Origin of the sequence: Chitinophaga sp. RAB17, assembly GCF_052114225.1 — a bacterium.
Classification (GTDB): Bacteria; Bacteroidota; Bacteroidia; order Chitinophagales; family Chitinophagaceae; genus Chitinophaga.
In genome coordinates this window covers 334,603-350,030 of sequence record NZ_JBFREI010000003.1, presented here as the reverse complement: position 1 = coordinate 350,030, position 15,428 = coordinate 334,603, and the positions used below count along the sequence as shown (strand labels likewise).

The 15,428-nt window shown below is 44.1% G+C and carries 17 protein-coding genes; 8 read left to right on the top strand and 9 right to left on the bottom strand.

What is annotated here, in order from left to right:
- Both AB4Z08_RS13250 and AB4Z08_RS13245 read right to left on the bottom strand, forming a co-directional pair.
- Positions 1-1,428: an MFS transporter gene (locus AB4Z08_RS13250; protein WP_441574219.1), complete on the bottom strand. Its 1,428-nt coding sequence runs from the start codon at positions 1,426-1,428 to the stop codon at positions 1-3.
- A 19-nt stretch (positions 1,429-1,447) separates the two neighbouring features.
- Entirely contained in the window at positions 1,448-2,488 is a 1,041-nt protein-coding gene (locus AB4Z08_RS13245; RefSeq protein ID WP_441574218.1) for a bifunctional transcriptional activator/DNA repair enzyme AdaA, read from the bottom strand.
- A 218-nt stretch (positions 2,489-2,706) separates the two neighbouring features.
- Between AB4Z08_RS13245 and AB4Z08_RS13240 the strand changes: the two genes are divergently transcribed.
- A complete protein-coding gene (locus AB4Z08_RS13240) occupies positions 2,707-3,375 on the top strand; it encodes a flavin reductase family protein (RefSeq protein WP_441574217.1) in 669 nt (222 codons plus the stop codon).
- Positions 3,376-3,379: 4 nt separating this feature from the next.
- A complete protein-coding gene (locus AB4Z08_RS13235; RefSeq protein WP_441574216.1) occupies positions 3,380-4,180 on the top strand; it encodes a class I SAM-dependent methyltransferase in 801 nt (266 codons plus the stop codon).
- A 32-nt stretch (positions 4,181-4,212) separates the two neighbouring features.
- Here the strand turns inward: AB4Z08_RS13235 and AB4Z08_RS13230 are convergent, their stop codons facing one another.
- Positions 4,213-4,878 carry a GNAT family N-acetyltransferase gene (locus tag AB4Z08_RS13230; protein WP_441574215.1) on the bottom strand — a complete coding sequence of 222 codons (666 nt, stop codon included), beginning with the start codon at positions 4,876-4,878 and terminating at the stop codon, positions 4,213-4,215.
- A gap of 595 nt (positions 4,879-5,473) precedes the next feature.
- On the opposite strand from AB4Z08_RS13230, the gene AB4Z08_RS13225 reads away from it, so the two are divergent.
- Positions 5,474-6,355: a heme-binding protein gene (locus AB4Z08_RS13225; RefSeq protein ID WP_441574214.1), complete on the top strand. Its 882-nt coding sequence runs from the start codon at positions 5,474-5,476 to the stop codon at positions 6,353-6,355.
- A gap of 146 nt (positions 6,356-6,501) precedes the next feature.
- Positions 6,502-7,191, top strand: coding sequence for a hypothetical protein (locus AB4Z08_RS13220; protein ID WP_441574213.1), 690 nt, complete (start codon positions 6,502-6,504; stop codon positions 7,189-7,191).
- A gap of 18 nt (positions 7,192-7,209) precedes the next feature.
- Here the strand turns inward: AB4Z08_RS13220 and AB4Z08_RS13215 are convergent, their stop codons facing one another.
- The 3 genes from AB4Z08_RS13215 to AB4Z08_RS13205 all read right to left on the bottom strand — a co-directional run bounded on the left by AB4Z08_RS13215 (position 7,210) and on the right by AB4Z08_RS13205 (position 9,073).
- Positions 7,210-7,854 (bottom strand): hypothetical protein, encoded by a 645-nt coding sequence (locus AB4Z08_RS13215; protein ID WP_441574212.1) that lies wholly within the window; start codon positions 7,852-7,854, stop codon positions 7,210-7,212.
- 4 nt (positions 7,855-7,858) lie between these two features.
- Positions 7,859-8,368, bottom strand: a complete 510-nt coding sequence (locus AB4Z08_RS13210; RefSeq protein ID WP_441574211.1) for an RNA polymerase sigma factor — start codon at positions 8,366-8,368, stop codon at positions 7,859-7,861.
- Positions 8,369-8,440: 72 nt separating this feature from the next.
- Positions 8,441-9,073: a DNA-3-methyladenine glycosylase gene (locus tag AB4Z08_RS13205; protein ID WP_441574210.1), complete on the bottom strand. Its 633-nt coding sequence runs from the start codon at positions 9,071-9,073 to the stop codon at positions 8,441-8,443.
- A gap of 161 nt (positions 9,074-9,234) precedes the next feature.
- Here AB4Z08_RS13205 and AB4Z08_RS13200 point away from each other — a divergent pair, with 161 nt between their 5' ends.
- The gene (locus tag AB4Z08_RS13200) at positions 9,235-9,732 is read left to right on the top strand and encodes a hypothetical protein (RefSeq protein WP_441574209.1); all 498 of its coding nucleotides are present in this window, start codon (positions 9,235-9,237) and stop codon (positions 9,730-9,732) included.
- A gap of 88 nt (positions 9,733-9,820) precedes the next feature.
- Here AB4Z08_RS13200 and AB4Z08_RS13195 read toward each other — a convergent pair whose 3' ends face one another.
- A complete protein-coding gene (locus AB4Z08_RS13195; RefSeq protein ID WP_441574208.1) occupies positions 9,821-10,186 on the bottom strand; it encodes a hypothetical protein in 366 nt (121 codons plus the stop codon).
- 209 nt (positions 10,187-10,395) lie between these two features.
- On the opposite strand from AB4Z08_RS13195, the gene AB4Z08_RS13190 reads away from it, so the two are divergent.
- Positions 10,396-11,244 (top strand): NAD(P)H-binding protein, encoded by an 849-nt coding sequence (locus tag AB4Z08_RS13190; protein ID WP_441574207.1) that lies wholly within the window; start codon positions 10,396-10,398, stop codon positions 11,242-11,244.
- A 49-nt stretch (positions 11,245-11,293) separates the two neighbouring features.
- Here the strand turns inward: AB4Z08_RS13190 and AB4Z08_RS13185 are convergent, their stop codons facing one another.
- Complete coding sequence (locus AB4Z08_RS13185; protein WP_441574206.1) at positions 11,294-12,190, bottom strand: alpha/beta fold hydrolase; 897 nt, start codon at positions 12,188-12,190, stop codon at positions 11,294-11,296.
- A gap of 219 nt (positions 12,191-12,409) precedes the next feature.
- Here AB4Z08_RS13185 and AB4Z08_RS13180 point away from each other — a divergent pair, with 219 nt between their 5' ends.
- Together AB4Z08_RS13180 and AB4Z08_RS13175 are read left to right on the top strand one after the other, a co-directional pair.
- Positions 12,410-13,435 (top strand): sensor histidine kinase, encoded by a 1,026-nt coding sequence (locus AB4Z08_RS13180; protein ID WP_441574205.1) that lies wholly within the window; start codon positions 12,410-12,412, stop codon positions 13,433-13,435.
- Positions 13,432-14,139: a LytR/AlgR family response regulator transcription factor gene (locus tag AB4Z08_RS13175; RefSeq protein ID WP_441574204.1), complete on the top strand. Its 708-nt coding sequence runs from the start codon at positions 13,432-13,434 to the stop codon at positions 14,137-14,139. The genes AB4Z08_RS13180 and AB4Z08_RS13175 overlap by 4 nt, the downstream gene beginning before the upstream one ends.
- On the opposite strand, the gene AB4Z08_RS13170 is transcribed toward AB4Z08_RS13175, so the two are convergent.
- Complete coding sequence (locus tag AB4Z08_RS13170; protein WP_441574203.1) at positions 14,140-15,372, bottom strand: thioredoxin family protein; 1,233 nt, start codon at positions 15,370-15,372, stop codon at positions 14,140-14,142.
- Positions 15,373-15,428 lie beyond the last annotated feature (56 nt).

Genomic DNA, 15,428 nt, shown 5'->3' with positions numbered 1-15,428 from the left:
TCAGATTCCTTCGGGTTGCAACTCCTCCATATTGTCTTCCATTGTTTTGGGTAACATCCATAACATGATACCTACTATTCCCAGGCAAATAATACTAAAGGCAATCCCGGTATCAAAAGCTTTGAGATAATTTGGAGAGGAGGCCTGCTGGCTGACAACATAGTAGAAAACACCGCCCAGTATACTGATCCCTAAAGCAGATGCTGTTTGCTGAAAAGTAGAGAATACACCTGCGGCCACTCCGGCAAATTTTACCGGTACACTTTTTAATGCAATGTTCAACAAAAAAGGCAATACCAGTCCGTTACCCAGCCCATAAATACCAATCAGTAGTGTTACACAAAACGGACTTACAGCCGGTTTAAAGAGTCCTATTTGCAGCAGGAAAGAAATCAGGATAATCAAAAGACCTGCCTGTAACACCCACTTCCCGAATCGTACAATCAGCCGCGATGCGATAATTGAAGAGATCATGAACAGTACCGCATGCAAAATGAATGCGAGGCCACAGTCCAGGGCGGTGAATCCAAGCCCGTTTTGTAAGTAAATAGCACTCATCAGTAAATAAGCAGTATGCATCATAAAATGAAACAGCACTGCCAGCAGACCAATATTAAATTCGCGGATCTTAAAAAGCGCGGTATCAATTAAGCTGCCTTTGCGCAGGGCAACCTTCATTTGCTGATTACGGATAAAGAAAGCAAAAATGAACAGCGATAGCAGCATCACACCGATACTCCACAGTGGCCATCCCATTTCACGTCCTTTGGTCAGCGGATAAATAAGGCAGACAAGCCCGGTAGTCAGGATCAGCGCTCCTGAGTAATCAAACCGTTGCCCGGTATCCCTGGGCGTTTCTTTCAGATACCGGTGAATGGCCCACAGGGCGATGATACCTACCGGGAGGTTGATAAAGAAAATCAGGCGCCAGCCTTCTATCATAAAATGTGTATCTACCAGGTAACCGCCTAGTATCTGACCAATGATCGCCGCAATGCTCAGGGTGATACCGTACCAGCCGATGGCCTTCGCTCTTTCGCGTGGATCGGTAAAGAGTACCTGTATAAATGCGATGGACTGTGGCACCATGAAAGAAGAGCTGAGGCCCTGAAAAAAACGGGTGATATTCAGTTCCAGCGCAGTTTGTGATAAACCACATAAACAAGATGTCAATGTGAAGAAGAACATGCCCCAGAAAAATACTTTTTTTCTGCCGAGGTAGTCGCCGGCGCGGCCGCCGGTAATGAGGAAAGCGGCGCTGCCCAGCAGGTAGCCTGCTATTACCAGTTGCACTTCTCCGTCCGTGGCATGTACTCCTTTTTTGATGCCCGGGATCGCCATATTGATGATGAAAATGTCAATAACATACAATAGGGGGGCAGTGAGGATGACGAGGAGTGCCATCCACTTAGAACTTTTCTTTTCCATAACAATCGTGATATCCGGGTTAAATTGAATTTGTTTTTTCGTGGTCAAGCAACCATTTCTTTCTCCATATCCCGCCGCCATAGCCTGTGAGCTGGCCATCTTCGGCAATTACGCGGTGACAGGGCACCAGGATAGAAATTCTGTTCATACCATTGGCATTGGCTACGGCACGAATGGCTTCGGGTCGGTTAATCGCCAGGGCTTGTTGTTTATAAGAGCTGGTAGCACCATAGGGAATGGTTTGCAGTATATCCCAGATCGTTTCCTGGAACGGTGTTCCCGGGGAATACAACGGAACAGTGAACACTTTTCTGTTTCCTTCAAAGTATTCCTCCAGTTGTTGTTTCAACATCTCAAAATGTGGATTGGCGCCCTGGATGATATTTGCATTCAGTTGCTTCGCCAGCGACTTCAGTTCTGTTTCCAGCATTTTACGATCGGTAAATTCCAGCAGGCAGATGCCCTGTGTTACTGCACAGGCAAACATTGTCCCCAGCGGCGTTTCCAGCCGGGTAATATTGATGATCTGTTTATCCCTGCTATTGGAGGGCGATACTCCGAATATTGATTTGAAAGAGTCAGAGAAGCCACTTAATGATTCATACCCGGCATCGAAAGCCACAGAGGTAACAGGTTCCCCGTTTTGTATTTTTTTGAAGGCAGAATTGATCCGGAACATCCTTTGGTAAGCCTGAAACGTTACTCCATGGTTTTTTAGAAACCATCGCCTGATAGTAATGGGCTCAATGCCTTTTTGAAGGAGGTCTGCGTCTTTGAATTTTTTGGATGGATCGGCATTCAGTTCGTCCAGGATCTCTTTTATATGCAGTGGTGTTTCGTTCATTTTCTCCAGGGGATTACACACCTTACAAGGTCTGTAACCTTTTAGTATTGCCTCTTTTGTTGATTGAAAGAATTCCACATTTTCCTGTTTGGGCTTACGGGCTGTACAGGTAGGCCGGCAGAATATGCCGGTCGTTTTCACTGCTGCTATAAAAGTCCCTTCGTAAGAAACGTCCTTATCAACAAGCGCCTGGTACATGATTTCATGAGTCAGCATGTATGTCTTTTATCCAAAAGTAAGCCAGTTGCAGTTGGGTGGCAACCGGAAACTGAACAAGTATTTTTTTCTGTTTATTGCTGRGCTGCTGAAATGTGAGTACGGGAGCGCCAATAAGTCAGAATCCTGCGATGATGAATTTTGCGCAACATCGCAAGATTCGGGTTTGCCTCCGGGCGGAGAATCACCAATTTTGGGCATTCGTTAATACATGATATATGCATAAAATCAGTGAACCCGCCATTCTGTACTTTGGTACGCCTGTAGTGCTTATCAGCACCGTGAATGGAAACGGCAGCTATAACCTGGCGCCCATGTCTTCCGTTTTCTGGCTGGGATGGCGTTGTATAATAGGATTGGGGATGTCGTCTAAAACAACAGAGAACCTGTTGCGCACCAGGCAATGTGTGTTAAACCTGCCCTCCGTACAGGAAGCAGCAGCAGTTGACCGGTTGGCCTTAACTACCGGAACAGACCCGGTGCCCGAAAGGAAACGGCAACGGGGTTATCGTTTTGAACCAAATAAATTTGAAGCCGCAGGACTTACACCAGTAGCGGCTGACAAGGTAAGCGCTCCCCGTGTTGCAGAGTGCCCTGTACAAATGGAAGCAACTGTCACCGCTGTACACCCTATTGGAGAAGATGATCCGCAGCAACGCTGGCGAATCGTAACTTTTGAGTTGAAAATAGAAAGGGTGCACGTGGAAGAAACGATATTGATGAGCGGACAACCCAACAGGATAGATCCTGACAAGTGGCGCCCACTGATTATGAGCTTTCAGCAATTCTATGGATTGGGAGAACAGGTACATTCATCTGCACTCGCCGGAATACCCGAACGGTTATATAAAACAACGTTGCCTTTATCTTCTCCCGAAAAATATTAATGCAGTGGATTCACCATCGCCTTCTTTTAATCCGGCATTTTTACTTAAGTTTAATTTCTTTGGAGAAAATTTTCGTGATATGCAGGAAGATAAAGCAACAGGCTGGGACTTTACTTATTTAACCAACACGGGCAGGATGATGGAAAGCCCTTTGCCCTGGAATTACTTTGTGACCATATGTCAGCATCTTAAACCCGGGAGTGTATTACTGGACCTCGGTACCGGGGGAGGCGAGTTTCTGAGCCTGCTGCCGGATAAAGCATCGCTTCAGATCTATGCCACAGAAGGATATGCGCCGAATGTGGAACTGGCCGCCAAACGATTACAAACATTTGGGGGTACATTGATTGCTGATTATACAGACGACGACCTTCCTTTTGAAGATAATTTTTTTGATCTGGTGATAGATCGTCATGAAAGTTATGATGTACACGAAGTATACCGCATCTTAAAGCCCGGTGGATATTTTATTACACAGCAGGTAGATGGGAGAAGTGATTTGTCTGTAACCACCGTAATTCAGGCTAAGCCCAATGAAGAATTTTTGCATTGGAACCTCGGTTATGCATTACAGGAATTTGTGCCCACTGCTTTTAAAATATCCTTTAAAGCGCAGGATGTGGGTTTTATGAGATTTTATGATCCGGAAGCGTTGTTGTTTTATGTTCGGTCTATGCCTTACCTGTTCGAAGACTATGATGATTTTGATTTCACAAAAATATCGGCTTTGCTGAAAGATTACTTTGCTGTTCATCCTTATCTGGATGTGCAGAAAGATCGTTTCGTGATAGTGGCGGAGAAGTGAGCTGTTTAGCCTTTCCCGGGGAGCATGTTTTGTTAACCTGGTAATACAGGACCGGGAATTTCAGCAGTAGTATACAGTGAATGTAATCGCCATCCCAGTGTTTCATATAGTGCCCTGCCTTCCCTGGTGGCTACCAACAGGCCTTTGTTAATACCACGGGCGGCGCCAACGGCTTCCAGCGTTTTCATGATCACACTTCCCAGTTTGCGGCGGCGGTGACTTTCATGTGTTTCAATGCGGTCATAGATAGCATAATCGCCTACAAAGGCAATACGACCAATAGCAGCTACTTCGCCCTGCGTTGTTAATATCCTGACAATGGGAACGGGAATATCCTCGCTGATATCCAGTACGTATCCTTCCTGCAGTGCGGTGTTAACCGGTGCCATGGCGCCAAAGCAGGTCATCATATAAGCCTGCGGCTGTATGACCCATCCGGGAGGCAGGAGTCTGCTCACCACGTCGGGTGGTGCGCATACTTTCAGGAAAATATAAGGGTCGCTGATGGTATCTGCAATTTGCCGCACAGCTGTAGTGGCGGCGGAAAAAATATAGCGCCGCACATGATCGGGGAGTCCCACTTCTATCCGGAATGCACCGCCGTCGGGCACCGGAGGGGATACTTCCCGGGCGATAGCCCATCCTTTTGCCCATGTTGCTACAATATGCGGGTCGGCCTGGTAAAGTTGGTCATCCATAGTGCTGCTGAATATAAAGTAAAGATATAGTATGATGGGGAAAATTCCTTTGCGGGGCAAAACATAATGAGGGTTTCAGCATATACTATCCTTTGTAAATCAATTTCTTTTTTAACTAAAATTATTTTACATTTATAGTGTACGACTATAAAAACTGCTACCAGGAATTTCAAAGGCTCAATTTAAAATAACGACTCAATTATCCATTAATAGAATTACAAAGCTGGTTTTCTCTCTATTTACGGCATACCCTGAAATTCTTGCAATACCCTCAAATTTACCACCACAGCATGTTTGATTACATCAGGAAAGAAATGTATGTACCTTTTTACAAGGACAGTTCCCTTCTCCACAGACTACCTTTGGTAGCCGCGTATTTATGCAGTACTTATTTACAAAAACATCCGCATACTAAAAATAAAATGACAGATGCTTAGCGATAGTTGAGTTGAATTTATTATTGTTTCAATAATAAATTCAGACTGTTTTTATACTTCGGAAATTTATCAGTGGTACGCAACTACCATAAGGAGATGTAATGCCGTTGATGCCGGAGTAGTCCACTGCTTTTATCCACTCCCAAAATAACTATATCATGCAAACATTTCAAAACGTTCCCCCTTTAAGGAATTTTGTCCGCCTGGCCGGAACCAATGCCCAGATTGAAGAAGAATTAGGCCCGCTGGCGGCGTTGCTGGGAACCTGGAAGGGTTCCAGTGGCTGGAACCTGGTAGCAGTCCCCAACGGTGCTGAAGGCTTCCTGTTATTGATACAGAATTATACCGAAACGATCAACTTCACTGCCGTGAGTGCACCGGTGCCTAATCGTGGTGGCACTATCGAACAAATGGTAGGTGCCGTTTTGTATGACCTGGTGGTAACGGATAATCTCACGGGTGGTGTGCTGCATGTGGAAAATGGTATGTGGCTTAATCTGTCTCATATAGAACCACAAAAAGTGGAGCTTACTGCTGTTGCTCCGATAGCACCACCGTCCCAGACAATTGCGCGGCAGGCCAGTATTCCGCATGGTGATGCCGTGTTGGTGCTGGGTAACTCCTTTATTTCGCAGGGGACGCCTGCCATTGCAGATAATAGTTCTACTCCGGAGGCAGGTCCCAACGTGCCTTTAGGGTACCTGGATCAATACCTGCAGGCCCAAACAAAGTTCCCCGATTTTGATGTGAAGAATCCTAATGCTACGCTACGGAAAGCATTAACCAATCAACAAATCGGCAAGGTGACTACATTTGTACTGGATACTTCCAGCCTGCTGAATATTCCTTTTACTACGCAGCATGTAAACCCTAATAATTTTAACACCACTTTCTGGGTAGAAGAGGTGACAGCGGGTAATACCAGTTTCCTGCAGTTGCAGTATACGCAGCAGACGAATTTTAATTTTCTACCCCGCTTCGGTGAAGCCGGATTAATTATGTGGCCACATATTAATATCAATACACTGGTAAAACAGTAAGCACTTTATAATTATCAAGCATTAACCCCAAACGAAACCCGCTGCGAGGCGGGTTTTTGTGTGGGGTTAAAAATAAAGGGCAGCAGCTATAGAATAGCTGTTGCCCTTTCGTATTTTAGCGTCATAAAATGCTAAAAGAATATATCATGAAACGTTGGTTGTTAATCGGATTCGTATTGATCGTTAGCCTGGGACGCGTATCTGCGCAGGCAGGTGCGGCTTTGTTGTCAAAAGGTGCAGATGGCAATCCTGTCTTTGAAAAGAGTTACATAGATGTGCAGGGATCCCCTTATCTGCAGGACGAATGGGCAATAGGTAATGTAGAGCTGAAGAACGGTAAATCCTATAAGGGCGTGGCCCTGAAATATGACCAGGTAAAAGATGTGTTGCTGTTCAGAAATGAAAAGAACGAGATGAACACATTTGCACAGCCGGTAAAATCGTTTACTATCACCAACCGGAAAGACAATCAGCCATTGCTGTTTCGCAATGGTTTTACCCCGATAAAGAACAGTACGGAGAACTCCTTTTACCAGGTGTTGGCTGATGGTAAAATACAGTTGCTGGTAAGAAAGGTGAAAAAAGTACATGAGGATAAAGCATATGGCTCAGCTACTACTGTTCGTACCATAGAAGAATACACGACCTATTTTATTGCAAAAGACGGAGTGCCGCTAAGTATTAAGAAAAATGAAAAAGCGGTACTGGAAGCCCTTGGTGGCGACAGTACCGCATTGGAAGCGTATATCCGCAGTAATAAGTTGAATGTAAAGAATGATGAAGACCTGGTAAAGCTGATGGCATATGTAAATAGCTTAACAGCGAATAGCAAGTGATCTGCCAGGCGTTAGGCGTTATTGCCGGTATTCCTGTACCTGGTGTAGTAATTCCATCGCTTTTATCACCGGGTTCCATTCTTTGCCATTGAAAATAAAGTGGAACCACTTTTTGTGGCTGTTTTTATACCGGATGTTGACAAACAACCAGATGGCCAGGTACGTAAATGATACCGTTACCATGATCTGGAGTGCGTATAGCCAACCATTGCTGTTATCCAGCATACTTTGGTTCCAGTAGAAGGTGGTCCATACAGGTAGTTGCAGGAAAAGCAACCGGGCACACCAGAGCGTAGAGGATTTCAACTTCGATAATTTTTCCTGGGTATCCAGTACAGGGGCGTTAATGTCTACCTGCTGAATGAGAAGGAGCTGGTAGAGATATATCCCAATGGCCAGTTTGGTCAGCAGCACCTGTATTCCTGCCGAAACCAGGAAGAACGGGTTGGCGATGTGGAAGGTGCTGATCAGTATACTGTCTACCCAAATCACCCAAATAATACCTATGAGGATGGTGAATATTTTAAGTGGTTTCATGGAAGCCAGGGCTGACTGGACTTTCATATGGGTGATGTCTGCTGCATTTTGCCTGTTGAATGACAGGTTTTCTTCCAGTTTTTTGTCGTAAGATTTCCAGAGATGGATCATTTCTGTGTCTTCCATTGTACTAGGTTTTGAGATGCGTAAATTTTTGTTTTAGAACGGCTTTGATTCTGTTGACTTTCGTTGCCACATTACTGACGGAGATACCCATGATTTCAGCGATTTCCTTATGACTTTTTTCTTCGAGGTAGAGCAGCATCAGAGCCTTGTCTAGCTCTTTCAGTTCAGCGATGAACTGCTGTAAAAAAACAATATTGGTGGCTGTTTCGTCCGGTGCAGCTGTATCTGTCATATTCAATACGCCTTCCGATAGTGGATTATCTACCTGTTTTCTGCGACTTTCTTTGCGATAAAATGAAATGGCTACATTTAAAGCGATACGATAAATCCAGGTGGAATATTTGTACTGGTCGGAGTAGTTATCAAATGATTTCCACAACTGTACAATAATTTCCTGCACGAGGTCTTTTCTATCTTCCGCATCGTGGCAGTAAGCATTCGCTATTTTATATAGGATGCCTTTGTGCGTTTGAATAACGGTAAGAAAGTGTTCCGATTTATCAATTGACTTCATGCGTTTTAATTGTCAGCGTACCAGATTGAAAAAATGTTGCTTTCTTCATTATTCGCACCAACGTCTGAAAAATCACACTTTGCCCGGAGAATTTTTTATGAGCCCTTTGCCTTTGCTCACCCATTTATTGCCTTTTACGCTGAAGCGATAGGGGAGATAGGCGTCTTCTCCGGCATAAGCCACGCCTACACGCGTAGATATCACCATTTGATCTTCGGGGAGGTTGGGGGCGTCTTCTATCCATACTTTTTTGCCTGTCAGGCTTTCCCCGGTAAGTGCGATATTAATGCCCAATGCTTTGCTCAGGTTTCCCGGTCCGGCGGTAATATTGGGAGTGAGGAGGGGAAGAAAACGGGCTTTCATCATATCAATGCCGTCCACCGGTTCCAGGGCCCGGATCAATACGGCATGGGGCGTATCCTTTACATTCGTGATCACATTAAAAAGGTAATGGATGCCATAGATCAGATACACATAGGCCAGTCCACCAGGCATGTACATCACAGCGGTGCGGTTGGTCCGCCGCTCGTTCCAGGCATGGGAGGCTTTGTCGGTAACACCCGCATAAGCTTCTGTTTCTACAATCCTGCCGGCAGTACGTACGCCATCTATTTCCGTGACCAGCATTTTGCCCAGTAATTCCCTGGCGATCTTCACCACATCTTTTCGCTGATAAAATGCAGCCGTCAGTTTTTTTATTTTCATATGGGAGAAAATACCTGTTTTGGAGAGTGGAAGTTACAAATCATTTGCAGGATGACGGTAATTTACCATGATCGGGTTTTAAAGGAAAGATATGTTTTTTAGTATTAATTTAATGGAGCAGGAGCCCTAATTAGGCCCGCTGCTTTGATAAGAATAGTATTATGAAGACGAGACGCCAATTATTTGCAGCTTTAAAGAAAGCAGGGGAAGATCCGGATATATTATGCGAGATCGCAGCCAGTTATTACGGGGAGCAAAATTTTAAGAAGGCATATGTTTATGACAGGCGCGCGTGGATGTGTAATAGGAAAAATGCTATTCACATGGCCAATCTTTCTGCGGATTTAGAGATGTTGGGATGGTATGAGGATGCAATCACTCTTTCGAAGGGAATAATTAACTGGAAAATTGAGAAGATTTGTAAATATACAAATGTCGATGTCAGAAGAGCAAAATCAATTAAGAATGATTGCAGATATAGAATTAGTTTGTCGTACTACAAGTTAGAAGATGAAAGTATGGCCAGACGATATTTGAATCTGTATTTTAAAATAAAGAAGCGAGATAATTTAACAACATTTATCAGTAATAAGAATCAGAAAGGACATTGGCGGGATCTGCATCTGGAAGGTAAAATGAAAATATGGAAAGAAGATTAAGCCGGCAGTGAATAACATTTTTAATCTGATAAACTACGCCATCCACCTATCACGTGGATGGCGTAGTTTATCAGGAGATACAATTTCATTAAAGGGACAAAACAGACACATGGATATACGCGCTGGCAATATCAGCTGCAGTCACTGTGTAAGTAATAGAAGGTATTAATCCCAATGTATTCAGATAAAGTACATCTCCCTCCTGTACCTCCACATCATACAAATTACTGTTGTAAATAGTGCCGTTGGCTGTTGTATTCAGGTTAACCACAGTATACAGCGCAGTAGGTATGTTTACATCAATACCGAGCACACGCTGCGATAACTGCAGATGTGCATGAATGCGGGCACGACTGACAGTCGTTTTCATCGTGCTTTTAGTAGGAGTTGTTGCAACAGAGACGCTGGAACAGATGAATGTCAGCAATAGGAACATAGATAGAACACGTTTCATGGTTTGATTGTTTTGAGATGAGCAATAGGGTGTCAATGGTGGGGTTGAGAATGCTAAATTAAAACGGAATAACGCAACGCAAATGCAGGTGAAAGACAGAAGAACCTTTTTCCACATTCTTTTAATTTCCGGACATTTTTATTGCCCATGTCGGTTTTGTTCTATTTTCCGGATGTTGGTCGTCCTAGTTTTGGGAAAAGAAAATAATTATGAAAGCGGAAAAGAACAACCCATTGAATGTACTTGTATTAGGTGGCACCGGTAAAACCGGTAGCAGAGTGGCAGCGCAGCTGAAGGCGAAAGGCTGGCCGGTACGTATTGGTTCGAGATCAGGTAATCCTTCTTTTGACTGGGAAAATAAAATAACGTGGGAGTCTGCATTGCAGGGTATGGATGCGGTATACCTCAGCTATCACCCCGATCTGGCGGTGCCAGGCGCTGTAGATATTATTCGTGCATTTACCGAAACTGCTGTGAAAAATGGCATCCGGCATATTGTATTGTTATCCGGCCGTGGTGAGAAAGAAGCGCAGGCCTGTGAAGAAATTGTAATGAATACCGGTATTGACTGGACTATTCTCCGGGCAGCCTGGTTTAACCAGAACTTCAGTGAAGGCTACTTGTTGGACCCCTTGCTGGCTGGTCATGTGGCGCTGCCTGCCGGCAGTGTGGTGGAGCCATTTGTAGATGCGGATGATATTGCAGATGCAGCCGTTGCAGCCTTTACGGAAGATGGCCATGCCGGGCAATTATATGAGCTCACCGGGCCCCGTTTGATGACTTTTGCAGAAGCGGTAGGCGAAATTGCTCATGCCACCGGAAAGCCTATTCAGTATCAGCAGGTATCTATGGAAGAATATAAAGCCATGATGGTGGAATATGCTATCCCGGAAGACTTTATCTGGCTGGTGACCTATTTATTTGCAGAAGTACTGGATGGCCGGAATACCTATCTGACGGATGGCGTACAGCGTGCATTGGGAAGAGCTCCCAGGGATTTTGCTGCCTATGCCAAAAATACCGCTGATGCGGGTGTTTGGAATGCTCCCAACAACTAGTGCCAATAAAAGGGATCGTCTTATTAGCCAACAAGACGATCCCTTTTATTTATTTAGCCAGAAAAGCATCTACCTGTTCAAAAAACCATTTCGGTTGATCCAGCATGATAAAATGTTTGGATTCATCATTCATAGCAATAACTGTTTGCGGAGCTTTCCGGTATTGCTGATGATAGTTCTCCAACACATTTTCGTGGGTAGCACCATAGCTTTTATAGGCCGCCCAGTCTGCCAGTGCCAGAATAGGGCAGGTGATCATATTCATCTGATCCCGCAGATCAGTAGTATACAATTCATACATCACTTCTCCCTGTGTAGGTGAATCGGAGGTAACGGCCATCTCTGTGATCTTTTTAATGTTGATACTATCCGTAATCATGCCGCCCAGCATATATTTCTGCGCCGCTCGTATCTGTTCAGCAGTAAGGGACGACATTCTTTCTTTCATCTGAAGGGCCATGGGACGACTGCTATCCGGAGTAGCACCAGCGCCCATCATAAATGCCGGCAGAAAAGGCCCCGTACTCACGCATACGAGCTTGCCCGGAAGGTCAGGATACCATATGCCCAATTGTATGGCCAGCCAGCCTCCCAGACTATGTCCTATGATCACGGGCTTGTTTAGCTTGTTTTCACGGATAAAGTCTGCCAGCTCCCGGGTAACGGTTTGGAGGATGCTGTCTGACCGGATAGGGGCTTGTCCGGCAAAGCCTGGTAATGTAATCTCATAGCAGGTATAATCTTTTTTGTAATGCGCGACTGCTTCATCCCAAACGGCGCCGGAACAATAGAGTCCATGTATGAAGATAACCGGTTTGCCCTGTCCCTCTTTTTTAACAGCAAACGACCAGGTATGAGCGGCGTATCCGTTAATGGGTATGGTGTCCAGAAAGAGGAAGACTATTATCAGGATACGGGCAGGCAAATGTGAAAAGACCTGTTTCATAAAAAAAGTTTTATTGTTTCCGTAAAGAGAAGCATTACGTGCTGGCTGCAGAAATCATATTGACCAAACAGGTGTTTTAAAGGATAAGGTCTCCTTTAAAGGGATATTCACGACTTTATGGTTCATTCCTCCGGCTACTTTACATTTGATCAACCGGTAGCGTGCTTTCGTCAATTAATATTGGTATTTTGTGGTACCCAAAATACCTTGTTACCCATTATGCGTTTATTCTTTACCAAATATAAAGGGTTTCATATCCTGTTCTGGTTGGCCGATCTGATTTTCTGGTCCGTTTTTTCCTATAGATCTTACGATGCCTCTCTGCCGTCCGCTTTTGCATCTACTGGTATATGGCTGTTTTTCCAGGCGACCTTGGTATACTCGATTATTTACTGGCTACTTCCGCGGTATTTTTATCAGAAAAAGTACGGGAGATTTATGGCGGTTGCTATTTTGTTATTAGTGGCTTCGGCCTTTCTGATTGCGTGGATAGAAATATACTTTATAGGCAGTGATAAGCTCAAAACGTCTGCAAATTTGCTGTACTTTTCCCTCTTTATAGGTATGACTAATTTTTATACCTCCTTTGTGTTTATTGCAGCAAAGTTGATTAAGAACAAAATAGTCAGCGATCGCCACCATCATGCGGTGGAAAAAGAACGTACGGAAAATGAGCTGCGCTTTCTCAAATCACAGATGAACCCTCATTTTCTTTTTAATGCCATTAACAGCATTTATGTGCTTATCAGGAAAGACCAGGAAATGGCGGCCAGTACGCTGGCCACTTTTGCGGATATGCTGCGTTATCAATTGTATGAATGCAACACTCCTAATATACCGGTAGAGCGGGAAATATATTACCTGAATAACTATGTGCAACTGGAACAACTTCGTAAAGGGAAGTCGCTGCAACTGGATTACCAGGTTGGGGCAGAAGTGCGGAATTTTTCGATTGCGCCGCTGCTGCTGCTCCCTTTCGTGGAAAACGCATACAAGTACGTATCCACCTATACCAACAAAGAAAACAGTATACGGCTACATCTGCACTATCAAAATAATATATTTACACTGGAAATAGATAATACAACGGAAGCAACTATCCCCCGGGAAGATGATAAACGGGGTGGTATAGGTCTGGAAAATGTAAAGCGGAGACTGGAACTTATTTACAAAGGGAATTACGACTTACGCATTACTCCGGCTGCAACACATTACGGAGTGTTACTTTCGATCAACATCTTATGAACATATCATGTATTATTGTAGACGATGAGCCGCTGGCACGGGAAGGACTCGAACTACTGGTGCGGGATACCGGTTTTCTTCAACTGGCTGCTATCTGCAGGAATGTGATGGAAGCCAGCCAGGTATTATCACAGGAGAAAATAGACCTGATGTTCCTGGATATTGAGATGCCGAAAATACGGGGTACCGATTTCCTGAGAGGTCTTACTTCCAGGCCACTCGTGATCATCACTACGGCTTATCCAAATTTTGCCCTGGAAGGGTTTGAACTCAATGTGCTCGACTATCTTGTAAAACCGATTACCCCGGAACGTTTTCTGCGTAGCGTAAACCGCGCACAGGAGTTTTTACAAACCCAGCAACCGGCGTCTCCTTCTTCGGACACCTTCTTCTTTATTAAATGTAGTAACATCTACGAGAAAATAGCCTATCAGGATATTCTGTATATAGAAGGCAGCCAGAACTATGTGACTATCTATACGGCGCAACATAAATTTCTGACACTGAGTACGCTGAAGGCTATTGAAGAACAGCTGCCAGCCGCTAAATTTTTGCGCATACAGAAATCATTTATTGTGGCGATAGATAAAATTCAATCTATTGCGAACAATGAAATCATAATAGGTACGCACAAAATTCCTGTGAGTAAAAATTATAAGGAAGAACTGATGAAACTGATCAATGATCACCTGATTAAAAAATAGCTATTTACCTTTTAGTTTAGAGATGAGATCTGCGGTTTCTTTCACACCTGGTATTAACTGCTGTGCCCTTGTTGCCCATTTAAGCGCATCTTCCAAAGCCTTATCCCTGCTGTCAAGCACCGAGCTAAAGGACGAAGCGGCAGTAAAGAGTTTATTATATACTTCTCTCGAAAAAACATTGACAATATATTTCTTTTCTTCCTGGAAGCCTGGTATTTTGGTGCTATCTTTTTCTCCTTTGATGAAAGGTGCCATCAGTTGTTCATATCGTCGGGCATCTTGTGCATGAATAGAATCCATGGAGATGTTCATTAAGTTACCCACCATGGTATAGCCGCACTTTTTCGCCAGGGCCTCATTTTTCACCATGCCTGCATAAAGTAAATTGATCCGGTTCATGTGTACCAATTGTTGTTCACTGAGGGGACCCAATTGCTGCACGTAGCTGGTCATCTGTTTTATTTCCATTAGTTTCTTCTCTCCAATAGCCCTTGGGATAGCCGTTTCCGCCAGTTGGTCATACAGCCGTTGTTTGATGGCCGATTTAGCCGGTTCACTCAATCCATCATAATGATCCATTAAAAATACCAGGGCGCTGCTTTGCACCCCAACTATATGCTGCCCGATAAATACGAGGTGGTCTTCTTTTTTTAAATCATCCGGAGAAACTACTTTGAGCCATTCGTCAAATACCTGGCTATTGTCGAGTCCCAACGCCAGTTTCCTGGAAATATAGGTGCGCAGAAATTCGGGTTGACGGTTGCCGGATGTAAACTCGGCCTCCAGGTTGCTTAACTGATTTTTATCTCCCGCCAGGGTTATTGCTTTGTCCACATGACTGTTAAATGCTGCTGCTGGGCCATCGCCTACTGCTTTATGAATCAGATCACCACTGCTGTTAAGGTAAAGAAAAGAGGGGTAGGCTTCGATGTTGAATTTTTTTGCGAGTGCAATGCCTTCTCCTTTTTCTGCATTCAGTTTATAACTCAGGAATAACGGATTATATTTATCACCTACTTCTTTTAAAGGGAAAATATTTTTATCCATTGCTTTGCAAGGTCCACACCAGTCAGTATATACATCTATAAAAATCATTTTATGCTGTTGCTGTGCCTCCTTTAATAGTTCAGCATAGGTCCCCTGAAAGAAGTGAATCCCCGATTGCCGGGGCGCTTGAGCCAGGGAAAGGATTTTGACTAAGCATAGAATTATGATGGCCAGGCTTGTTTTCATACGCTTTTGCTTAAATTGAGTGACAAAATAGTGGGTGCTTACAAAGATAATAAGTT